Raw genomic sequence first — 22,309 nt, forward strand, 5'->3', positions numbered from 1 at the left:
GTCCTCCTCCTTTGTTACACGTTTCGTAAAGCTTCAATCGGATTCAGGCGGGATGCCTTGCGGGCTGGCATGTAACCGAACAAGACACCGACACCGATTGAGAATCCAGCGGCAAGAAGAATCGTTCCGACGGAGAGTGTGAACGGTGTGCTGATCATCAAACTGACACCGAAGGCGAGCAGAGCACCGACAAGAATTCCGATCACTCCGCCCATCAAGGAGAGTAAGATCGACTCCAAGAGGAACTGAAGACGAATCGTACGCGGTTTCGCACCGAGCGCTTTTCGTAAGCCGATTTCCGTCGTCCGTTCCGTGACTGAAACAAGCATCATGTTCATGATTCCAATCCCGCCGACGATCAAGGAAATCGATGCAATGCCTGTCAACAGGAGTGAAAGCATCGTATTGATTTGGTCAATCGAATCGAGTGCTTCATCCAAGCTGACGATGTCGTACGTATCGTCGCGTCCATTATAGAACTGGTACAGCTTGGCCGAAACATCCCGTTTGACGGTCGCGACGTCTGCTGCGTCCGTCTTGAAGACATCGACTTGTTTGACAGCTGTCACACCTAGCGTCCGCAGCGCCGTCGTATAGGGAATAACGATTTGATCGCCATCCGCGTCACTGACACCGACAATCCGGTAATCGAGTCCATCGAGCTGGATCGTTTCACCGATCGCGACCTGCCCCGGGTAGAGTGTCCGGGCGACTGACGGGCTGACGACAGCGACATGCGTCTGTTGTTCAACATCACTGATGACGATGCCGCGTCCTTGTGGAACGTCTTCTGATTCCCGGTAATAGATATGGTTTCGCCCTTCGATCGTCACCTGATCGAGCGTATGATTTTCGACACGGACGTCACGAACCGTCGAAACGGTCGGCGAAACGCCACGTGTCCCTTTAATCGTGTTTAACTCTTCCAGTTGAGCAGGTGATAATCCTTCTTTCAACGGCGTCTCTGTCGTCTGGACCGTCAATTTATTGGCACCGAACGACGCGACTTCCGCATTGATCGAGGCCGTCGCCCCGTTGACGATCGAAATCAAGGCGATGATCGAAGCGACACCGATGATGACACCGAGCGTCGTCAAGAACGACCGCATCTTATGGTGCCAGATATTCGACCATGCCATCCGTAACGTTTCACGAATCATGTCGTCACCTCCGTCACCTGACCGTCCTCAATCTGGATGATTCGGCGGGCTTGCCTTGCAATGTTGACATCATGCGTGATCATGATGATCGTCTTCCCTTCTGCCGAGAGGCTCTCGAATAACTCCATGATTTGTTTCCCTGTCTTTTGATCAAGCGCTCCGGTCGGTTCATCAGCGAGTAAGATCGTCGGACGAGTCACGAGCGCTCGGGCAATTGCAACCCGTTGCTGTTGACCACCGGATAGTTGACTCGGTAAGGCATCAGCCTTATCAGTTAACCCGACACGTTCCAATAGTTCAAGCGAGCGCGTACGACGTTCTTTGCGAGAGACACCAGCATAAATCAATGGCAATTCAACGTTTTGCAAGACACTCATACGCGGGAGCAACTGAAATTGTTGAAAGATGAACCCAATCTCTTCATTGCGAATCGTCGCTAGCTGATCTTCGGATAGATCGTGGACGAGCTGCTCCTGCAAGCGATAGATACCACTTGAAGCGACATCGAGGCATCCGATGATATTCATCAACGTTGATTTTCCTGACCCCGATGGTCCGAGGATCGTCACGTATTCACCAGCATCGATCGTCAGCGACACACGATCGAGGACGATGTGACGATTGATTCCTTCACCATATGCTTTTTGAATTTCATGCAAGTCAACGACCGGCATCAGGATGCACCTCCTGGTGGGGTTGGTATCAGACCAGAACCGCCGTCTTCACTTGGCAGGAAGACTTCGTCCCCAGCGGACAATCCGTCCTTGATTTCAATATCCTGCCCGTCTGTCACACCTGTCTCGATGTATTGACGTGTCGTTTCCCCGTCTTTTTTCACATTCACATACGGACGATCCGATTTCGAATAGGAGATGACATCGAGTGATAAGACCGGAACATCCTTAGCGAGCTGATACGGTAAGCGTCCCTCGACCGTCATACCGGATAACCAGTTTGACGAGTTCGGTACTGCGACCTTCGCATTGAAGTACGTACTGCCATTTTCAGTCACAGCTTCCGGACTAATCGATTCAATCTTTCCGTTGATGGTTGTTTCGGATGCATCGGTCTTTAGATCCATCGTATCGCCGACTTGCACACGCTCGATATCTCGTTCATCAATTTTGAGGCGGGCAATCAACTCTTTGTTGTCTGCAACGACGAACAAGACAGTGTTTGGTGCATACGCTTCGCCTTCCGTGACATCAAGACGGACGAGTTGTCCGGAGCGTGATGCCTTGAAATCTTCTCCTCCTTCGACGCTCACGATCGTCTGACCCGACTTGACGGTATCGCCTTCTTCAAATCGCACGTCAGTGACACGGACATCACGGTTGCTAGTGACTGTCTGTCGATCTTTTGCTTCAAGCGTTCCTGAGAAGTAGAAGAATGTTTGTAATGTCTTCGATTCGACGACTTCCTTCGTCCCTTGCGCCTCTCCTCGTCCTAAAAAGACAGTTGATCCGATTAACAGAAGGACCAGTATGACTCCTCCACTGATCCATAACCATTTCTTACGTGTTCGTTTCATTTTAATCTTCCTCCTTATTTGATGATGTCATCAGCATAGAAAGAAGTTATGAACCAACTATGAACAAATTCAAAAAAGTAGCAATTTCGGAATCAAAAACGCAATAGACAAAATTTTCTAAAAATAATACACTGTATTTAACCAAATTATGTAAAAGGAGTGGTCATATGGATATTACCTTTCAAGATATTTCGCACTCGTTCGAGCGAAGTGGTGTTCGGACAGATGTCTTGCATCAACTAAACGGGCAATTTTCACAAGCTGAGGTGACAGCACTCGTCGGTCCTTCTGGATCCGGAAAATCAACGTTCCTCAGTCTTCTGGGTTCACTCGATCGTCCGACGTCAGGTCAGATCCTCTATGACGGGCAGGATATCACGTCCTGGAAGAACAAGCGCTTATCGCAGTTCCGCTCGCAGGAGATCGGCTTCATCTTCCAGCAGTTTCACCTGTTACCCGCACTGACGGTCGCAGAGAACTTAAAAGTCGCCTTATTAAAACAAAAGACGTCGTTTAATCAAGAGGAGCGAATCCTCGAGTTGCTCGAACGGGTCGGACTCGACGACAAACGAAATGCTTTACCGGCTCAGCTATCCGGTGGTCAACAGCAACGAGTCGCAATCGCCCGTGCTCTGTTGCATCACCCGCAATGGATTCTTGCAGATGAGCCGACCGGTAATCTTGATTCCGTGACTGGCGACGCGATTTTCGAGTTGTTACTAGAGCTGCATCGTGAAGCCAAGTGTGGTGTCTTGTTTGTCACGCACGATTTGGAACTCGCCAAACGCGCTGACCGAATTCTCTTCATGCAGGATGGGCGGATTGTTGAAGATCGTCGGAAGCGGACGGTGCAGAGTGTCTAAGTACTATTTATGAGGAGGTGTCTGCGATGCAAACGTTTCGAGGCAAACTGATCACGAGCTTCATCGGCTCACTTGTCGTTTTTCTGTTGCTGTCCGTATCGACGCAGTCAGCGTATAAAGCGTTTCGGAATGCTGACTTCTCAGAACAAGAGACGACGATCGTGAGGGGATGTAAGAAAGAGGATTTATCTAATTTATTCTTCACAAAAAACAGTTGTAATTTTGATGACAAAATCGATGAAAAAGAAGACGGCGTCTATCTGGGAACGTCCGATGAGCAAAATAAAAATACGGGTGGCACACCACGCGATCGAAAAGTAGAGGATCTTTCTTCGTTTTCGTTTATGAACGTCATAGAAAGTGCATCCTCCTCCAACAAAATTCTCTTCGTCACTGCTGTACTTGTACTAGTTGCTTTCGTAGGATACCGGATTCTTCAACGTCGGCGACGTTCATCACCATCACGAGAATTTGAAAGTGAGTCAAACCATTGGATCCAACCATCGACTGAAACGTCCATTCGGCAAACAAATCTTCAGTCGGTGCTCACTCCGCCTGAAGAATCATTACGCTTAATGTTGTTTGATTTCAATCAACGCTTACCACGTTCTCTTCAACGGCGAAGCCATGAATCGCTAACGGACTGGACGGAGCGTATTCATTTACTGACACCGCTCTCTCCTTATTTTGTTACCCGCTACGCGACGCAAACAGAAGTAGAAGCACTGGATGCACAAGAAATTCAGCATTTCGAACAAGATCTTGCCCGTTATTTAAAAACTCAGCTCTCCCACTAAACTATAAAGGAGACTACATATGCTTCGTTTTGTCATCAATCAGTGGCACCGGCAGCGCGGGAAATTCATCCTGACGCTCGTCGGTGCCCTCATCATAAGTGCCGGACTCAGTTTGATGTTCAATCTTACCGACTCGAGTCAAGGGACGGTCGAACAAACATTACAAAAGAAATGGTCGTCTGCGTATGACATCGTCGTGCGACCGAAGGGAAGTCAGCTTGCGAGTGAGTCGAATGATTTACTCGAACCGAACTATTTAAATGGGATCGACGGAGGAATTTCCTTCAAACAATACGAAACCATCAAGAAAATGAAGGACATTGAAATTGCGGCACCCGTCGCCGTGATGGGCTATGTCAAACTCGGATTACGTGTCACAGGACAATGAGATCTCCCCGATAAACCTGGCTTTTACCGTTTAAGAGAGACGCTGACATCTCCGAACGGTTTCGGGGAAAAAATTCTAAGCGATGAAGCCATTTATAGTTTCAATGGCAATAAAAACGCACGTATTGCTAATATGCCAGGAGTCTTTCCAACTAAGTCTACGTCGCGAATCATCCATCCTCGAACATTCAGCTTGCTTGTAGCAATTGATCCTGAAGCTGAAGCCGAGTTAGTGGGTCTTGATCGTAGCATCATTCCTTCAAAAGGAAATAGTCGCTATTTTACTGAAAATGATAAAGCTATCGAAAAAGCAGATCCAAATACGATTCCCATTCTATTAAATCCAAATTCATTCAATCAAGGGACTTTTCAGTATTCAATCGAACGACTAGATGTTCCATTCGATACACAAAAACAACAAAATACATTTTATTCAAAGATTCCAAACGATTTTACACCTGCGTTTGAGATGCTGAATAAGATTCCAGGTAAAACGATCAAAAAATTTACGATTTCTTCAAAAGATGTTGAGCAAAAATTTTTTAGCACTTTAACGAATACACCAACAAAAAATACTCAATCATCACGATTAGATGATGCAACGATTTCTGATTACTTACAACTCGAGATCACAACTGGACCGCTTACATATCGCCCCGAAAAAAGTCCCTATACCGCGCGTTGGTCAAATGCCTATCAAGTTGAGAGTCAGAAAATTCAAGTCACGAATCCATTTTTAAAGGATACGAACGCTTTACCTAAAACCGGATATCGTTCGACACATTCGTTAGAAAAAAAAATTAAGGATACTATGGGTAGCGGGAATGATATTTATTATTCTCCCGGCTTTTCGATGAATGTCATCGGACTTTATGACCCTAACAAAATTCGTGTTTCAAAAGATCCACTTAATGAGTTACCGATGGAGACATATCGTCCTTCTTCTGCAGATCTGGTCTTAGATGCAAACGGAAAACCAATCAATCCAGCTAAATCTATTAATACCTCGGGTGATCCGGTCGGATTACTTACTAACTCACCGAATATACTGACGACTTTAGACAGTGCACAGCAACATCGAGGCAACAAATCGATTTCGTCGATTCGCCTAAAAATTAAAGGTGGCGAAACACTCAGCGAAGAATCAGATCAACTCTTACAACAAATCAAAGCAAACATTGAGAAAGATACCGGTCTCGTCGCTACGATTACGAAAGGTTCCTCTCCTCAACCCGTCGTCACGAAGGTCGTCGATGACGGCAAGACGCTCGGTTGGATCGAACAACCGTGGATTCATATCGGTGCTGCGATGACGATCTTCCGCGAGACGAGCGTCGGTTTCTCAGGCGTCATCTTCGCGATGCTCGCCGTCGCCATCGTCTATGTTCTTGCGACGAGTTACGTTTCGATGCTCGCCCGTCGCAAAGAGTTTGCTGTTTTGCTCGCACTCGGTTGGCGGACGAAGGATCTCTACAAAATTGTCTTGATCGAAGCGGCGAACCTCGCCGTATTCGTCTCAACAATCGCCTTAATCGTCGAAGGAAGTTTCTCATATGTCCGTAATGAAGCGATGAACGGCTGGAGTCTTCTCTGGATCGCGCTATTTAGTCTCGTCATTTACCTCGCTGGTGCGACCTGGTCAGCGTGGACGATTCGCCGCATCTCACCGTACGAGGCGATCAAGACGGGTGAATACGCGAAAGCGGCTCGTGTCGGACTGAAGCTCCGCTCGACGATGACATTGGCGCTAAAAGAGCTAATTGGGAAATGGAAACGAAACAGTTTATCCGTTCTCTCGATTGCACTCCCAACGGCACTGTTGACCTTCTTCCTGTTCGTCACGTTCCACTTACAAGGTGTTCTTTATACATCGTGGCTTGGTCAATTCGTTGCCCTCCAAGTCGGTCCGATGCATTACGTGACGATGGGTGTCGCAATCACGATCGCCATTTTGACGACTGGAGAGATCATGTGGCAAAACGTCACCGATCGTCGCGCGTCACTCGCCGTCTTAAAAGCGCTCGGCTGGACGAACGGAGCGATTCGACAATTGATCGTCCTCGAAGGTTTCTTCGTCGGTCTGATTTCCGGCATTGTCGGACTGATTGTCGCTTATACAACGATTTACGTCCTATACGATCTTGTTCCGTGGAATGAACCGTTGCTGATTGGCGTATCGCTCGCTTTACCGATTCTATTCGGTGTCATCGCAGCGTTCATCCCAGCGCAACTGGCAGCGCGTGTTCAACCGTATCAAGAACTAAAGGATGCAGGATAATTAATTACTGTTGATGATTAATTCTTATAAATATTTATAGCTAACAAGTTAAACAATAGGAGGAACTATATGAAAACGAGGTTATTAAGAATCGCTACAGAGATTATTGTCGGTATATTAGTTTCTACAGTACTATTTTCTTTCGTTATCTATTTCGGATATACAGAAGCCTCCGCACGCAATAGTGCAATAACTATCTTCGGATTAGAAATCTTTAATTTTGAGAATGGTACAGAAACACCTAATTCGAATAATATGATGATTCTTGGAAGTGTGTGTTCTCTTCTATTTGTCATTATCGGAGAGTTTTTGTTCGGACTAAAGAAAAATGTCTTTAACAGAGCAACTTAAAGAAATATCATCGATACTGACGAATGAGAAGATCTCTCTCTAATCATCTTTGCGAAATAATTGCAGATCACATTATGTCGCTTTCTAAAGATGCATCTTAATATTTGCAGAGGGGCAACAGATGTTGCTCCTCTCTTCACAGGAGGAAGTCTATGTTATCGACATCGATTTATTCGTTATCGGCAGGAGCAGTCGTCTTGAATGAGCAAAACGAAATTCTTTTGATCCAAGGACCGGATCGTGGCTGGGAGTTTCCCGGTGGCATCGTCGAGCCGGGTGAAAGTGCAGCTGACGGCATCATTCGCGAAGTCAAAGAAGAATCCGGAATTGAGATTAAAATCGTGAAGTTTTGCGGCATCTATCAAAACCTCGAGGCGAATGTCTGTGCGACCTGTTGGCTCGCAAAAGCAATTGGTGGTCAACCGCAGACAAGTAGCGAAAGTTTAGCAGTCGGTTTTTTCCCGCTCGAAGAAGTGTTACGACGCGTAACGTGGTCGAACTTCAGCGAACGAATCTTACATATCTTAGATGAGCAGTCTCATCCATTTTTCGTGGCTTTCACCCCATAAAAGGAGGAATAACGATGTTTCGTTTTGTCTTGAATCAATGGCGCCGGCAGCGTGGAAAGTTTATCCTGACGCTTGTCGGTGCCCTCATCATCAGCGCCGGACTCAGTCTGATGTTCAACTTGACGGACTCCAGTCAAGGCACGGTCGAACAGACGTTACAAAAGAAATGGTCATCCGCCTACGATATCGTCGTCCGACCAAAAGGCAGTCAGATGTCGACGGAATCGAGTAAGTTACTCGAACCGAATTATCTCAACGGAATCAACGGTGGGATTTCGTTTAAACAGTACCAACAAATCAAACAAATGAATGCGATTGATATCGCAGCTCCGGTTGCTGTCATGGGGTACGCTAATATCGGAATCTCGATTCCAAATCAAATCCACTTTCCGGACAAGCCTGGTATTTATCGACTGAGTAATTCACATTATGGCGCTGGTGGATTTTCGAAAGAACTCATTGCACAGGAGAGCGCTTACTTTTCAACTATGGAAGAACCACTCGTCCCTCCGAACACGCGATTGTTCAATCTTCAAAATCCGCAAGATTTTTCATCCGTACAACCCTTTACCTATAGTCTCATCGTCGGAATCGATCCGGAAGCAGAAGCACAACTCGTTGGTTTGGATCAGAGCATCCTGAATCGGAAGAAGTTTCGTTACTTTAACCAAGAGGATGTTCCCTCAGCCAGCAAGGAGAGTTCCAACGAATTCAACATTCCGGTGTTGATCAATCCAAAATCCTTCAATACGGGCTATAGTCAATTCAAGTTAGAACAGGTTAACGTCGATCTGAAAACAAAACAAGCACGTGATACATTCTATCAACGACTAGCTGAATCGAACGACTCCCAACCTCTCGATCAAGAAAAACGCAAGATCATCCAAGACATTAAAGTCGATGCTTCTAAGGTCGAGAGCGCTTATTTCGATTCTCTACTCGGTCAAAAAACTAAGGTACTTCCACAAGCAGAAGCATATACTAACGCTCAACTCGCCGCCCAAACAGGCTCTTTGACATATCAAACGGTGAAGAGTCCGTTCCCTACACGATGGAAGGATGCTTATGAAGTGCATACAGCACCTACTGCATTCAAAAACGCTATATTACCATCCTCTTATCTTCCGAAGCGCGGCTTCCGGACGATAGATTCTTATGAAATAAAAATGAAAAAATCGGATCAATCTGATTTTAAGTCAATGAATCCTTATCTGACGTTCAATGTCGTCGGTTTGTATGATCCGAACAAGATCAATGTGTCCAAAGATCCATTGAACGAATTACCGATGGAGACCTATCGACCGTCTGCTGCGAGTCTCGTACTTGACTCAAAAAACGATCCGGTCAATCCTGCCCAACCAATCAACACGACCGGGAATCCGGTTGGTCTATTGACGAACTCTCCAAACGTTCTCACGACGGTCGATAGTGTCAAAAAGGTGATGGGCGATCAATCGATTTCATCGATTCGATTAAAAGTAAAGGGGCCTTCTTCTGTCGGTGAACAGTCGGATAAAACCTTACAACGCATCAAGTCGGAAATCGAACGAGATACTGGTCTCGTCGCTACGATCACCAAAGGTTCCTCCCCTCAACCGGTCGTCACGAAGGTCATCGATGACGGCAAGACGCTCGGTTGGATCGAACAACCGTGGATCCACATCGGTGCCGCGATGACGATCTTCCGCGAGACGAGCGTCGGTTTCTCAAGCGTCATCTTCGCGATGCTCGCGGTCGCCATCGTATATGTCCTTGCAACGAGCTACGTCTCGATGCTCGCCCGCCGGAAAGAGTTCGCTGTCTTGCTCGCACTCGGTTGGCGGACGAAGGATCTCTACAAAATCGTCTTGATCGAGGCAGCGATTCTAGCCGGATTCGTCTCGACGATTGCCTTGATCGTCGAAGGGATTTTCTCACTCGTTCGGAACGAAGCGATGAATGGCTGGAGTCTTGTTTGGATCGCGCTATTCAGTCTCGTCATCTACCTTGCAGGTGCTGTTTGGTCAGCATGGACGATTCGCCGGATCTCACCGTACGAAGCGATCAAGACCGGTGAATACGCAAAAGCCGCTCGTGTCGGACTGAAGCTTCGTTCGACGGTGACGCTCGCACTAAAGGAATTGATCGGGAAATGGAAACGGAACAGTTTGTCCGTCCTCTCGATCGCTCTACCGACGGCACTGCTGACGTTCTTCTTGTTCGTCACGTTCCATCTACAAGGTGTTCTTTATACGTCGTGGCTCGGTCAATTCGTTGCCTTGCAAGTCGGACCGATGCATTACGTGACGATGGGCGTCGCGATCACGATCGCTATTTTGACGACTGGAGAAATCATGTGGCAAAACGTCACCGATCGCAGGGCGTCACTTGCCGTCTTAAAAGCACTCGGTTGGACGAACGGCGCGATCCGACAATTGATCGTCCTCGAAGGATTCCTTGTTGGTCTGATTTCCGGCATCGTCGGACTGATTGTCGCTTATACGACGATTTACTTCCTGTATGATCTCGTTCCGTGGAATGAACCGTTATTGATTGGCGTATCGATCGCCTTACCGATTCTGTTCGGTGTCATCGCTGCCTTCATCCCAGCGCAACTGGCAGCACGTGTTCAACCGTACCAAGAATTAAAAGATGCTTCGTAAACTAAGGAGTTGTACACATGAATTCTATTCAAGCAATATTTCTTGATCGGGACGGGACGATTGGTGGAGATGCCACCGTCCACTATCCCGGAACGTTTACCTTATTCCCTCACGTCGCTTCACTAATACAACGCTTACGCGATCAAGGTGTTTTACTGATTGCGTTTACGAATCAGCCTGGTATCTCAAAAGGATTCGCGCGTGAACAGGAGTTCCGGACAGAATTACAGGACTTCGGCTTTGATGATATGCTGATTTGTCCGCATGCAGCGGAAGATCGCTGCTCTTGTCGCAAACCGTCATCAGACTTATTACTGCAAGCACAAGCAAAACACGATCTCCGACTCGAACAATGTGTCGTCATCGGGGACCGCTGGAGCGATATGATGGCAGCTGCAAGCGCCGGATGTATTAAAATCTTAGTCCGGACAGGTGCTGGGGAGATTTCCATCCGCGATTTTGCTGACAGGGTGGAACAAGCAAACGTCGACTATATCGCCGACGACTTGGCAGATGCGATCGCTTGGCTCGATACGCAAAACTGAACAAACGAAAAGGCGCGATTCCGTAAACGGAAGTTGCGCCTTTTGTTATTTCTTGGAATGTTTCGGTTGAGAAGATGCGTAAACACTGACCGCTAACACGAATAAGATTGCAAACCATGTCCAAAATGACATGCCACCGCCTCCTTTTGATGATGCGTGGGTACTTAAACTGTCTTCTTGTTCTTACCAAAAAGTTCCTGCAATCATTTGTTAGCGATTTTCCGTAATAGATAGAGTGCATAGATGATCGAGGGGATCGCCATCGCCATGAGAATAAGATGGACACTCCCAAATAAAAGATTCATTGCTAGACTAAAATCTGACACTTTTGTTTCCTCCTACGCTTCAAAGATTCTTATATTTATTTTACTATAATAATGCATTAGTCTATAATTTAAGCCTTACAATTATGTAATAATTTTCAATTCCGCTTCATCACAAAGAGATTCACGTTACACTGAACGTACGAAACAGAGGTGAATACGTTGCAATTAACATTTGAGTACATGCCTTATTCTTACGATGATGATCTTCAGTTGATTCCAAATGACTTTTCAGACCCTGACAATTTGCGATTCGTCATCGAACAAGACTACACATCTGCCTTCAGCATCTTTCCGAATCCAGACGATGCGTCGTCTTCATTCGAGCGTTCCTTTCTTGAACAGTGGTTTCATCAACTACACGCCTTTCCACTATTTGTCTGTGTAGAAGTGAACCGCTATGACGAAGTGGAGTTTGAGGCGCTATGTCAGTCTTGCTCGATTACATATAATGATTTAACACCACTTGCCGAAAAACGCTTCATCGTCGCTGAGCTAAAGCATGCCGAAGACTTTCAACGACTCTATTCTTACATCCATCCCCACGCGAGTTGGAATGATCTCGTCATCTGGTCAACCAAACCGAATGCCTTTCGGATTGAATACCGAACGCATTACTACTCCGAAAGACCAGAAAAAACGGTCATCGTCTCCATGCAGGAAAACATGTCCGTCTTTGCGTTTAGCCACGATGCAGATATCGTGAATGTTATCTCCAATCAATCGTTTTTCGAGACAGCCGATTGTTTATTTAAGACCTTACCTGACTTCGTCATCCCGACCTTAGTTGACGATACGGAAGACGTACAAAAAAAGGAGTGAACAGCTTGCATGCTTTAACGAAGCAGCTGACTGAGTACATGATTGAAAAATATTGTTTAACTGACTATGTGCTCCACGAATCGTCCTACACGCAAAATAAAATGAACGACCAAATCGGTTACTCTTTCAAAACGTTCTGGATTCCGCGTGGTACATCCGTAATCGAGGAAGAGGATGGCACGATGCTTCCTGAAGGAACGGTGCAGATCGCGATAAATCCTAGCACGAAACGAACGACGACGTTATCCTTACACGGTCCGACCTCTCTCCATTCCATACCTGACAATTTACGTAATGAAAGCACTCGGATCGCTTGGCTCGAGTCAGAAACCGGCATGATCCATGGTACACATTTCATGCTCGAAGAAGAAGACGAAACTTTTTTCAGTTACGCGAGTTGTCACGACGGAGTCCGGCTGTCTCCCGGTTGCTTCATCCATCTGACATTAACAGAAAATGGTCAACTCGATGAACTGTTCATGTACGGTCCTCATCCGATTGATCATCATGTGAATCAGGAACCTTTCGCCTTAACGCTCGAAGAAATTGAATCGCTAACTAAACAACAACTAAAGTGGTTTTCCTATACAAAACCAGGACATCAATATGCGCATACTATCGCCGAGACGTTCGTGACGCAAGAAGGAACTATCCTTGTTCCAAGTAAACTAGATTTCACGTCCTCCATCGAAGTGAATGATGTGTTAACCTGGACAGGTTTATCGTCTAAGTCGCATGAACGGCATCCGTTTCAATCAGGAGAAACCGTGACCGCAAATGACGTGATCACGCAGACCGAACATCCGGATTTTCGTCCGATTCCGCAGGAGACTGTGAACGCATGTCGCACCGTGATCAAAGACATCATGCAAAACGAGTACCCTGCCGATTCCGGACAATGGATGATTCAGCACATTCACCGGCAACATCCCTACCTTGCTGTTAAATTATCACACGCGCATCCGACGTCCTATGTCGATCAGCATCGACGCGTCACGATTCTCCTTGACGCAAAGACGCTTCACTGGATTGACTTGGTCGACAATCAGGAACTCCATGCCGCGTTCGCTTCTGTTACTACACCAGGGCTCGAAGGTCATCAGCAAGACATCATCTTCAACGCATTACGTCCGTATCTGTTTCTCACACCGCGTTATGTGTTTGACGCTTCAAAAGGTCACTATGTTCTTTGTGGCTTGCTCGACTCGAATCACGCTTATTTACCGGCAACAAATGAGGTCGTCTTATTACGTAATCTATAAAGTGAAGATCTATACGAAGGAGTGAACGAGTTGCATCCATTAACGAAAGATTTAATCTCCCATATCCAAGATCAATATCAACTGAACGATTATGTCCTACATGAATCCTTCTATCACCGCGAAAAAATCCATGGTGAAACGCAGTATTCGTTTGAGACATGTTGGTTCCCCATCAATCACGATCCATTGTCTGAAGACGAGAGTTATCCAGACGGTACGATTGAGATCCAAGTCGATACAGCTACACGACGAACGACATTAATCAACAAACATGGTGATGTCACGATTCATTCTCTTCCAGATGATTTACGTGATTCAGACACACAGACTTCCTGGCTAGAGCAAGAGTTAGGAATGACGTTCGACCAGGAGTTTATGTTACTGAAGCACCAAGATTCGCTGTATCAGTATGTCAGCTGCCAAAACGGAATTCGCCTCTTCCCTGGTCTTTTCATTTCGCTTGAATTGACGGACGACGGAGCGCTTGATTTTTTCAGTGTGTATGGAACTCCCGCGCTGAGCAAGAATTATCCGACTGAATCGTTCACGTTATCACTCGAGCAAATAGCTCCAATCATTTCGCAACAGTTACGGTTCTTTTCAGCTCCTGGTGAGCAACAACGAATACAGGCGCATGCAATCGAAGAAATCTTTGTTTCTCAAGACGGCTCTCGCACATATCCTTTAAGTGATCCAGACTCTTCGTCCGTTTCCATGAACGAGATCGTGACATGGGACAAGCCCTCTACGTTCTCCTACACGCGCAAATTGATTAAGCGGAGAGACGCCGTCACGGCACTCGATGCCGAAGCTCAAACACCACACCCGGATTACCGACCGTTGACAGATGAGACATTGACGACTTGTCAATCGATTGCTGTAGACCTCATCGCTGCGGAGTATCCTGAAGAGTCAGGAGCGTGGACAATTCAGGAAATTAATCGGGATTTTCCATTCATTAACGTAAAAGTACACCGGACACATGACGACCCATCGCTTACTTACAAGCGTCGTTTAACGATTCTCCTGATTGAAGAAACTTACGAAATCAGCCTAATCGTTGATAACGAGTCGATTATCGCGCTCTACCATGACTCGACGCAACCGTTGCCTAATAGCGTGCCAAAAGAAGTCATACGTGACGTACTCATGCCTTATCTGACATTAAAGCCCTATTATGTCTTCGACCAGACGCTCGATCAGTACGTACTCTGCGGACTACTCGACTCTGATCATGCTTACTTACCGGCAACGAACGAAGTCGTTTTATTGCGCGACTTATGAGTCAGTTCAGCCATTGATATATCCGATTCCTGACGACTTGGGGGAGATTAAGTCGTCTCAGCTGTTTCAGTCGCTCTTGATCCACTTCCTGCTCAGCAAGATAGTGTTCAATCATTGCGACCTTTTGTTCTCGTCCTGGAATCAATTGATAGATGACGTACCAATCGACGAGTGACATAAATGGAAGTTCTGTCTCATTAATCGTTTGTTCAGCAAACGGATAGACAAAGATCCCCTCGTCATGGCGAATCTGTAATCCGCTCATCAGATCGACATCGATTCCTTTGATGATAAATTCCTGAAACACTTGTGTTGCGTACAGTGACGTCTCGTCTTGTTCGACGATGGTTCCCATTTCCGATAACACTTGGACTGCTCGTTCGACGTCTTCTAGCGCGACAACGAGGTCGATGTCATGCGGAGTGACAGGCAATCCATGATGTGCTAACAGCAATGAACCACCGATACCGAAGCGAATTTGCTCTTGTTGTAATGCCTTAACGATATAGGCTACTACTTCCTGTAAGTTCATCGCCGGAACCCCGCTGCTCGGAACGGTCCTTCCATTGAAATCGTAAAGACGATCCGAGCAATCTCTTCCGGTGTTGTCTCGTTCGGATGACTCAACCACGATTCAATCACTCCGAGATGGGCAGCAGAAAGATAGGCGACGAGATAGTCTTCCGGAACGAGTCGTTCTCCTTGTTCAGGTAACCCCGAGAACAGAATCTGTTGCATATAATCACGGACCCGGTTCCGAAACATCCCGTCGCTCGCCGGGCTAAGTAAAATCCGCATCAGTGTCCGGTGCTCGTAAAGGAACGTCAGAAACGGAATGATTCGCCGGTACGGAGAGTCCTCCGTTTTGTTGATCAAAACGAACGGGATTTCCCGTTCGAACGTTGCTTCGATCTTTTCAAAGATCTCATTCGTCATCCGTTCGAGCAGTTCGTATTTATCCGCGTAATGATGATAGAATGTCCCCCGGTTGACTTCAGCGCGTTCCGTCAATAACTTGATCGTCACGGCGTCAAAGCCGACCTCGTCGATCAGTACGAGGAACGTCTCGCGAATTCGGCGGTCGGTCCGAATGATGCGTAAATCTTGTTTTTTCATCGAAATCGCCTCTTTCTTCAACAGTTTGTCGGGATGTGTCGCTTAAGCAACAGATGGACGTCAATTGGTCATTGCTCCCATTTTCTCTCCCTTTTATAATGAAATTAATCAACACGTTGTTCAATAATTATTTTATAAAAGGAGGGAAATACGATGGATTTACGACTACACGGTGTATCCAAATCGTTTCATCAACAGAACGTCCTCCAACAGATTGATCTCCTGATTCCGTCTGGTGAAATTTGTGGTTTGCTTGGTCCGTCAGGTTCCGGTAAGACGACGTTGATTCGCTTAATGATCGGCGCGATCCAGGCAGATACGGGTTCGATTCAGATCGGTGACACCTTGATGCCGAATTTCAAGATGTTATCGCAGATCGGTTTCATGCCACAAAATGATGCCTTATATGAGGATTTATCAGGGCTTGCGAATCTACAGTTTTTCGGTTCCTTATACAACATGTCTCGTCAGGACTTGGCAAAACGAATTGAAGAGGTCTTGACACTCGTCGATTTGACCGCCGATCAAAAAAAGCTCGTCCGTCATTATTCTGGTGGGATGAAGAAACGGTTGTCCCTCGCCATCTCAATCCTACATCGTCCGAGCGTCCTATTCCTTGATGAGCCGACGGTCGGGATTGATCCCGTGTTACGCCGACAGATTTGGAATCAATTCCAAGCAATTCGTGCGCAAGGAACAACGATCGTCGTCTCGACTCACGTTATGGATGAAATCAACGAATGTGACCGAGCGGCATTGATTTATAACGGTCGAATCATCGCTTATGACCCCCTCGACCGTTTGCTTGCCCAGACGGAAAACGGAAAAGTTGAAGAACTATTCCTGCTCGCCGGAAAGGACGTGACGTGATGTGGCAACTCGCACGACGGGTCATCCGTCAAACGTTGAACGATAAACGAAGCGTCGGACTGATTTTACTTGCTCCGTTATTAATCTTCACCTTGATCTATTTCTTGCTTGGAAACGATGACTACACGCCAGTCGTCGCCATTGACCAGGATGTACCAGCTCCGGTCTCACAAGCGATTGAAAAGCAGGATTTGTCGATCAAAGCGTATAGCGGTAGTGATGCGGACGCCTATCTGAAAGATCACGAAACGGTCGACGTCGTCTTAGAGATGAGCGACAATCAGCTGTCCTTAAGTCTCCGCGAACCTTCGACGAAAAGTTCCAAAGCACTACGCGAGATTCAAGCTGGACTGGCGTCACTGCAACCGACGATGCAACTTGAGACGAACTATCTCTACGGAGATGTCGATCAATCGACGTTTGATGCGCTCGGTTTCGTCTTTTTATCGCTATTCTCGTTCTTCTTCGTTTTTATCTTATCCGCGATGGCACTCGTCAAGGAGCGCAGTGGTGGCACACTCGAGCGCTTGATGATGACACCGATTCGCCAAACGGATGTCATCTTCGGTTATACGCTCGGTTATAGCGTCTTCGCTTCCATCCAAGCCATTCTTGTCGTCCTATATGCGACGACCGTTCTTGATTTGCCATCTGAAGGCTCGATCATCTGGGTCTTCCTGACGATGCTCGGACTTGCCGTCGTCGCGGTCTTGTTCGGGGCAACGATTTCGATCTTTGCCCAGTCTGAATTACAAGTTGTCCAATTGATTCCCTTTACGATCATTCCGCAAATCTTCTTCTCGGGTTTGATTCCGCTTGATTTGATTCCGTACGGACTCGGTAACATCGGATATATCACCCCGATCTTCTACGGGGCGAGTGCAATCAAGGAAGTGCTTGTCTACGGCAATGGTTGGTCAAGCATCTGGCCGTTCTGGCTCGGACTATTCCTTTATGGTGCAGCACTGTTCCTCTTAAATATGCTCGCCCTCAACAAGTATCGTGGACATCAAAAAAGACACGGCTGATTATACGAGCCGTGTCTGATTTTGCTTAAGTTGTTCGAGGAAAGCAGTCCGTCGAGAAGAATCAAGTGTCTGCTCTGCCACGTCGGCATACCGAACGAGCTGATAGACCTCACGCGGAACCGTGACCTCTAGGCGTGTTAACCACTCCGTCAGCGTCTCATGTGTCCGCCGTTGCTGCGCTGGAGCAAGTGACCGATTGAACGCGCGCACCGCTTCACGAATTTTTGAATCAAGGATACTGTCTTCTAAGGAGAACTGGACTTCAGACGTTAGCGGAAGCGATAGAGCGGTTCGTTTTGGTTGATGTTTTGATGGGAATGACCACTGCATGCGGTTGAATCGTTGTCGACGATACAGATAGATGATCATCACTAGAGCGACCATCCATGGAGTCATGCGAACGATTTGATTGATCGCATCCGTCCATGATCCCTTTCCAACTTCAACAACAGGTTTCTTATCCGGCTCTTTCCGATATCCTTTGTGCCCATTTTTTGAAGAGTCCAGTGCCTTTGTGATCAAATCTTTTTTCGCATAGATGACTTTTTTAGTCGGTAAGATCGTGCTCGGGACATGTACCCAGTTTCCCGTCGACTGATCGATCGGAGGATCGACTAAGGCTTGATACGACAGTTTTACACCCATGACGCCTAAAAATAGTACTAAGCATGTCATGAAAGTCATCCCAATCATTCGACGTCTCATTTCATCCTGCACCTCCAAAACGAAATTGAAATCCTTAACACAAGATCTTTTCCCATATGTTACCATGAAAGGAGGCGATTCAGATGAGTTATGAAAAAGTATTTCAAATGCCGATGCAGCAGCTGTACAACGTATACCTTCAAAAAGTAGAGCGCAAGCAACGGACGCAAGATGAGCTGGATGAAATCATGCTTTGGTTAACCGGACACACGCAAGCATCGTTTGAACAAGCAAAACAAGCGCAATCCGTCGCAGCCTTTTTCGAACAAGCACCCGAATTGAACGAACGTCGATTTTTAGTCACTGGTGTTATCTGCGGGATTCGAGTGGAAAACCTAACGGATCCGCATATCCGTAACATCCGCATTCTCGATAAACTCGTTGACGAACTGGCAAAAGGAAAAGCATTATCTAAGATTTTACGATAAGGAGGAATGCTGATGTCTACGATACTTAGTACACTGGCCATCCTCATTATGGTGACCAGTGTGGCTTATTTCATCTTCTATCAAGTGAAACGAAACAAAGGAACTCATCGTTCACCTGTCTACCAACTCGCCTTTAGTGGTCTGTTAGTCGGTTTAATGGTCAGTTATTTTTTGTTGACGTGAGTCGTTTTTTTCAGTTTTGGTTTTAAACAATAAAAACATTAATACAGTATTTGAAATAATAAAGGAGGTATACGGTTGAAGATTCGAAAATGGATCCTTCCACTCTTATTACTCATCTGTCTCGCCTCACCAAATGCTGCGACGTCATATGTGAAATGGACGGTCGCTCCGACTGTTCACTACCTTGAACGTCTTCAAGCGGCTGACATTCCTTATAAAGTCCGCCATCACACGCTTTACATTCAAGAAAAGGATCTGCGCCGCGTCACGTCGTGTTGTACATGATAACGTGAAACCCCCTCATTTCAGCTCGAAATGAGGGGGTTTGTATGAAAAGATTTAGCGGATCGTTTTCAACGCCGTTGCCCACGGGATGACTTGATCGAGCATTTGGTTGACTGATGTTTCTTGAACGGCTGCGGCTTTGAGAACCGATCCGTTCTCAAAATCAGTGAACAAGGATAACGCTGGATGTACCCGGACGTCGGCAATCAATAACTCCCCTAAGATGCCGCGCAAATGTTCTGCCGCCCGTGCTCCACCGACTGAACCGTAAGAGACGATCCCTGCCGCTTTATTGTTCCATTCAACGCGGAGATAATCGAGCGCGTTCTTGAGTGACGCTGCAATCGAGTGGTTGTATTCTTGCACGATGAAGACGAATCCGTCTTGTGCTGCGACATCCTTCGACCAAGCAGCAGCCCCCGACGCATCCCCGCCCTTTTCACCAAGCAGTGGTAATTTGTAGTCAGCGATGTCAAGAATCGTATAGTTTGCATCATCCCGTTGATCGGCAAGTTGTTTGACCCAGTTCCCGACTTGTGGGCTAAGACGTCCTTCACGTGTTGACCCTAAGATGATGCCAATGTTTAATTTCTCCATCTTCATTTCCTCCTCTTATTTAGATGCTGTCAGCTTACTTTTCTTTTAAAGATATTCTTTTTCGATCTTGCGTGTGCTCCGGACCGTATCGATTGGACGAACCATTTGTTCGATCTGTGCTCGTTGTGGTTCGAGGAATGGTGGTAATGACAATTTCTCTCCGACCGTTTCGTAAGGTTCGTCACCCATGAAACCAGGACCATCCGTTGCCCACTCGAACAAGACACCTCGTGCGACGCGAGCATAGAGTGATTCGAAGAAGAACCGATCGACGTAGCCCGATGTGTTGAAGCGTAACTGTTGCATCCGCTCAATCCATTCCTGTAAAGCAGCCGTATCTTCGACGCGGAAAGCGACGTGATGGACTGTTCCGAATCCTTGACGTCCACTCGGTAGGACGACGTTATGCTCGACAATGACTTGGGCACCATTTCCACCTTCACCCATCTCGAACAGGTGAAGTGAACCAGATTGATCGACTTCGCGCATCAGCATCGCTTGTTCGAGTACCGCTTTTAAGTTATCGAATTCCGCAATCCGGATGTGGATTGGACCGAGTCCTGTGATCGCGAACTCGAGAGGCACTGGACCGTTTTGCCACGGTGTGCCGGACGCGACACCTTGATTATGCTCGTCAGAAATCAACATATACTGTTGCTCATCAAAGTCGACGAACGAGAGCGTCTGTTTACCGAACTGTTCTTTGATGCCACGGTGCTTGACGTCATATTTGTTAAACCGTTTGATCCAGTACTCGAGTGCGGCATCCGTCGGGACACGGAACGCTGTCTTGAAGATTTCATTCGTCCCGTGTGATCCTTTTTGAATACCAGGGAAATCAAAGAACGTCATATCCGTGCCGGCAGATCCTTTATCATCAGCGAAGAATAAGTGATACGTCTGAATGTCATCCTGATTGACGGTCTTTTTGACTAATCGCATCCCTAAGACATTTGTAAAGAAGTCATAGTTTTTCTCAGCACTGCTCGTAATCGCTGTAACGTGGTGGATACCTTTTAGTTCATTCATGAAAAATCGCTCCTCTAATCGTTATTATCTCGAATTCGAGATATCAGTCTAAAAAAATTTAATTACCTTTTGCTTGATAACCGATCTTTTTGGCTGTCTGAATGAAAACTTCGAGATCAGACGGGTCTATCCCTTGAAATACCTGGTTGATTGCTTGCTCGTGCTCCGGAAAAATCGTTTCCATCAGTTGTTGTCCTTCAGAGGTCAGTTCCGCAAATGTCACGCGCCGATCCTCTGGACACGCTTTACGGAAAACGTAATTCTTTTTTTCAAGCTTATCGATGACATACGTGATGCTACTACTCGTTATCAAGACTTTTTTCCCAATCAGTTGAATCGGTTGCCTTCCCCTATGGTACAACAACTCAAGAACTGAAAAATCGGTCGGATTCAGTCCCCACTGCGCAACATCCTTCTTGATGACTTCATGTAGCGCGTCAACTGCCCGCACCATCACTGTCAGTGCTTTCAAGTTCGGATTCGGTCGTGTCATTTCATTCACCTCTTTTGTATCTTTAATCCATATATCTTTAATTCGAGATAAATATACCACCTCTATTTTTATTCGTCAACCGTTTTGATCTTTTGAAATTCTTAAAAAGGTTGCAACAAAAATTCGAGGTGCTCATCTTCATTTATACAGCTCGTATCCTTCACCTAACATATACTGATCCGTCTCAGATTGAATATACGCCGTATCGTCAGGCAATCCGATCGCGCTTTCCATTTGAGAAAGGTAGCCCTGAAACCGAGCTGCCCTTTTTTCTTGATTCAAATGCGGACAAAGACAGCCACTGAGCCAACCTTGCCCCGTATCGAGGCAATAGTCCGTTCCGTCCTCCCTTGTTCGGATCCCGTATTCCATCGGATAGATCGCCCCAGCACTAACACCGACGTACCACGTTCCACGCTCGACCGCGTGCTTGAGAAGTACATCCATTCCAGTGTCTTCAAGTGTCTTTACGAGTAACGGATAATGACCACCTCCGACATAGATGATGTCAGCGTGCTGTAATAGTTGTCGTTGTGTATCAATCGTTTGGTTATCGTCAAACAAGGTAATGATTGAGACGGTTGCCCCAAGCGCTTCATATGTAGATCGAAATTGTTGTTGGTACAATCGCTCGTCCCGACTTGCCGTCGGGAGGAAGACTATATGCGGTAAGTATGACGTCAGTTGAAAGACATGACGATTGATGACTTGATGGGACGGCGCAATCAGTTGTCCGCCACCGATTAACATGAGGTTCATTT

General features: G+C 46.5%; 27 protein-coding genes. 16 read left to right on the top strand and 11 right to left on the bottom strand.

The features are described 5' to 3' along the window. Positions 1–14: 14 nt before the first annotated feature. Genes K6T22_RS08710 through K6T22_RS08720 form a run of 3 tightly spaced genes read right to left on the bottom strand, consistent with a single transcriptional unit; the run spans position 15 to position 2,691 of the window. A complete protein-coding gene (locus K6T22_RS08710; RefSeq protein ID WP_238236253.1) occupies positions 15–1,160 on the bottom strand; it encodes an ABC transporter permease in 1,146 nt (381 codons plus the stop codon). Beyond that, complete coding sequence (locus K6T22_RS08715) at positions 1,157–1,834, bottom strand: ABC transporter ATP-binding protein (RefSeq protein ID WP_238236254.1); 678 nt, start codon at positions 1,832–1,834, stop codon at positions 1,157–1,159. The genes K6T22_RS08710 and K6T22_RS08715 overlap by 4 nt, the downstream gene beginning before the upstream one ends. Further along, entirely contained in the window at positions 1,834–2,691 is an 858-nt protein-coding gene (locus tag K6T22_RS08720) for an efflux RND transporter periplasmic adaptor subunit (protein WP_238236258.1), read from the bottom strand. The genes K6T22_RS08715 and K6T22_RS08720 overlap by 1 nt, the downstream gene beginning before the upstream one ends. Before the next feature lie 167 nt (positions 2,692–2,858). Between K6T22_RS08720 and K6T22_RS08725 the strand changes: the two genes are divergently transcribed. The 8 genes from K6T22_RS08725 (at position 2,859) to K6T22_RS08760 (ending at position 11,123) form a co-directional block, all read left to right on the top strand. Continuing rightward, positions 2,859–3,554, top strand: a complete 696-nt coding sequence (locus tag K6T22_RS08725; RefSeq protein ID WP_238236259.1) for an ABC transporter ATP-binding protein — start codon at positions 2,859–2,861, stop codon at positions 3,552–3,554. Between the two features lie 26 nt (positions 3,555–3,580). Further along, a complete protein-coding gene (locus tag K6T22_RS08730; RefSeq protein ID WP_238236261.1) occupies positions 3,581–4,351 on the top strand; it encodes a hypothetical protein in 771 nt (256 codons plus the stop codon). Between the two features lie 19 nt (positions 4,352–4,370). Then, positions 4,371–4,739, top strand: a complete 369-nt coding sequence (locus K6T22_RS08735; protein ID WP_238236263.1) for a hypothetical protein — start codon at positions 4,371–4,373, stop codon at positions 4,737–4,739. A gap of 192 nt (positions 4,740–4,931) precedes the next feature. Continuing rightward, positions 4,932–7,016, top strand: a complete 2,085-nt coding sequence (locus tag K6T22_RS08740) for an ABC transporter permease (protein WP_238236265.1) — start codon at positions 4,932–4,934, stop codon at positions 7,014–7,016. A 69-nt stretch (positions 7,017–7,085) separates the two neighbouring features. Further along, positions 7,086–7,367, top strand: coding sequence for an LlsX family protein (locus K6T22_RS08745; RefSeq protein WP_238236268.1), 282 nt, complete (start codon positions 7,086–7,088; stop codon positions 7,365–7,367). Between the two features lie 152 nt (positions 7,368–7,519). Then, positions 7,520–7,936, top strand: a complete 417-nt coding sequence (locus K6T22_RS08750; RefSeq protein WP_238236270.1) for an NUDIX hydrolase — start codon at positions 7,520–7,522, stop codon at positions 7,934–7,936. Positions 7,937–7,950: 14 nt separating this feature from the next. Beyond that, complete coding sequence (locus K6T22_RS08755) at positions 7,951–10,578, top strand: ABC transporter permease (RefSeq protein ID WP_238236273.1); 2,628 nt, start codon at positions 7,951–7,953, stop codon at positions 10,576–10,578. Between the two features lie 17 nt (positions 10,579–10,595). After that, positions 10,596–11,123: an HAD-IIIA family hydrolase gene (locus K6T22_RS08760; RefSeq protein WP_238236275.1), complete on the top strand. Its 528-nt coding sequence runs from the start codon at positions 10,596–10,598 to the stop codon at positions 11,121–11,123. Positions 11,124–11,326: 203 nt separating this feature from the next. On the opposite strand, the gene K6T22_RS17305 is transcribed toward K6T22_RS08760, so the two are convergent. Next, entirely contained in the window at positions 11,327–11,449 is a 123-nt protein-coding gene (locus K6T22_RS17305; protein WP_255344362.1) for a hypothetical protein, read from the bottom strand. Between the two features lie 159 nt (positions 11,450–11,608). On the opposite strand from K6T22_RS17305, the gene K6T22_RS08765 reads away from it, so the two are divergent. The 3 genes from K6T22_RS08765 to K6T22_RS08775 are packed head-to-tail and all read left to right on the top strand — an operon-like array spanning position 11,609 to position 14,814. Beyond that, positions 11,609–12,268 (top strand): hypothetical protein, encoded by a 660-nt coding sequence (locus tag K6T22_RS08765; RefSeq protein WP_238236280.1) that lies wholly within the window; start codon positions 11,609–11,611, stop codon positions 12,266–12,268. Positions 12,269–12,273: 5 nt separating this feature from the next. Beyond that, entirely contained in the window at positions 12,274–13,530 is a 1,257-nt protein-coding gene (locus tag K6T22_RS08770; RefSeq protein ID WP_238236281.1) for a hypothetical protein, read from the top strand. Positions 13,531–13,560: 30 nt separating this feature from the next. Beyond that, the gene (locus tag K6T22_RS08775) at positions 13,561–14,814 is read left to right on the top strand and encodes a hypothetical protein (RefSeq protein WP_238236282.1); all 1,254 of its coding nucleotides are present in this window, start codon (positions 13,561–13,563) and stop codon (positions 14,812–14,814) included. 1 nt (position 14,815) lies between these two features. Here the strand turns inward: K6T22_RS08775 and K6T22_RS08780 are convergent, their stop codons facing one another. Both K6T22_RS08780 and K6T22_RS08785 read right to left on the bottom strand, forming a co-directional pair. Further along, positions 14,816–15,346, bottom strand: a complete 531-nt coding sequence (locus tag K6T22_RS08780) for a nucleotidyltransferase domain-containing protein (RefSeq protein WP_238236283.1) — start codon at positions 15,344–15,346, stop codon at positions 14,816–14,818. Further along, the gene (locus K6T22_RS08785; RefSeq protein ID WP_238236286.1) at positions 15,343–15,930 is read right to left on the bottom strand and encodes a TetR/AcrR family transcriptional regulator; all 588 of its coding nucleotides are present in this window, start codon (positions 15,928–15,930) and stop codon (positions 15,343–15,345) included. The genes K6T22_RS08780 and K6T22_RS08785 overlap by 4 nt, the downstream gene beginning before the upstream one ends. 153 nt (positions 15,931–16,083) lie before the next feature. Between K6T22_RS08785 and K6T22_RS08790 the strand changes: the two genes are divergently transcribed. Further along, positions 16,084–16,800 carry an ABC transporter ATP-binding protein gene (locus K6T22_RS08790; RefSeq protein ID WP_238236295.1) on the top strand — a complete coding sequence of 239 codons (717 nt, stop codon included), beginning with the start codon at positions 16,084–16,086 and terminating at the stop codon, positions 16,798–16,800. Next, positions 16,800–17,828 (top strand): ABC transporter permease, encoded by a 1,029-nt coding sequence (locus K6T22_RS08795; protein WP_238236296.1) that lies wholly within the window; start codon positions 16,800–16,802, stop codon positions 17,826–17,828. The genes K6T22_RS08790 and K6T22_RS08795 overlap by 1 nt, the downstream gene beginning before the upstream one ends. Here the strand turns inward: K6T22_RS08795 and K6T22_RS08800 are convergent, their stop codons facing one another. Further along, positions 17,829–18,503: a hypothetical protein gene (locus K6T22_RS08800; protein WP_238236298.1), complete on the bottom strand. Its 675-nt coding sequence runs from the start codon at positions 18,501–18,503 to the stop codon at positions 17,829–17,831. 113 nt (positions 18,504–18,616) lie between these two features. On the opposite strand from K6T22_RS08800, the gene K6T22_RS08805 reads away from it, so the two are divergent. From K6T22_RS08805 to K6T22_RS08815, 3 genes are all read left to right on the top strand, one after another. Next, positions 18,617–18,961 (top strand): DUF2200 family protein, encoded by a 345-nt coding sequence (locus tag K6T22_RS08805; protein ID WP_238236304.1) that lies wholly within the window; start codon positions 18,617–18,619, stop codon positions 18,959–18,961. 12 nt (positions 18,962–18,973) lie between these two features. Further along, positions 18,974–19,144 carry a hypothetical protein gene (locus tag K6T22_RS08810; RefSeq protein ID WP_238236305.1) on the top strand — a complete coding sequence of 57 codons (171 nt, stop codon included), beginning with the start codon at positions 18,974–18,976 and terminating at the stop codon, positions 19,142–19,144. A 75-nt stretch (positions 19,145–19,219) separates the two neighbouring features. Then, positions 19,220–19,429 (top strand): hypothetical protein, encoded by a 210-nt coding sequence (locus K6T22_RS08815; protein ID WP_238236306.1) that lies wholly within the window; start codon positions 19,220–19,222, stop codon positions 19,427–19,429. Between the two features lie 54 nt (positions 19,430–19,483). On the opposite strand, the gene K6T22_RS08820 is transcribed toward K6T22_RS08815, so the two are convergent. From K6T22_RS08820 to K6T22_RS08835, 4 genes are all read right to left on the bottom strand, one after another. After that, entirely contained in the window at positions 19,484–20,026 is a 543-nt protein-coding gene (locus K6T22_RS08820) for an NADPH-dependent FMN reductase (RefSeq protein WP_238236310.1), read from the bottom strand. A 45-nt stretch (positions 20,027–20,071) separates the two neighbouring features. Next, positions 20,072–21,055 carry a ring-cleaving dioxygenase gene (locus K6T22_RS08825; protein WP_238236314.1) on the bottom strand — a complete coding sequence of 328 codons (984 nt, stop codon included), beginning with the start codon at positions 21,053–21,055 and terminating at the stop codon, positions 20,072–20,074. Positions 21,056–21,113: 58 nt separating this feature from the next. Further along, on the bottom strand, positions 21,114–21,548 hold the full coding sequence (locus K6T22_RS08830) for a MarR family winged helix-turn-helix transcriptional regulator (protein ID WP_238236316.1): 435 nt from the start codon (positions 21,546–21,548) through the stop codon (positions 21,114–21,116). 138 nt (positions 21,549–21,686) lie between these two features. Continuing rightward, a complete protein-coding gene (locus K6T22_RS08835) occupies positions 21,687–22,307 on the bottom strand; it encodes a Type 1 glutamine amidotransferase-like domain-containing protein (RefSeq protein WP_238236319.1) in 621 nt (206 codons plus the stop codon). Positions 22,308–22,309 lie beyond the last annotated feature (2 nt).

It is taken from the genome of Exiguobacterium acetylicum, assembly GCF_022170825.1.
GTDB lineage: Bacteria > Bacillota > Bacilli > Exiguobacteriales > Exiguobacteriaceae > Exiguobacterium_A > Exiguobacterium_A acetylicum_B.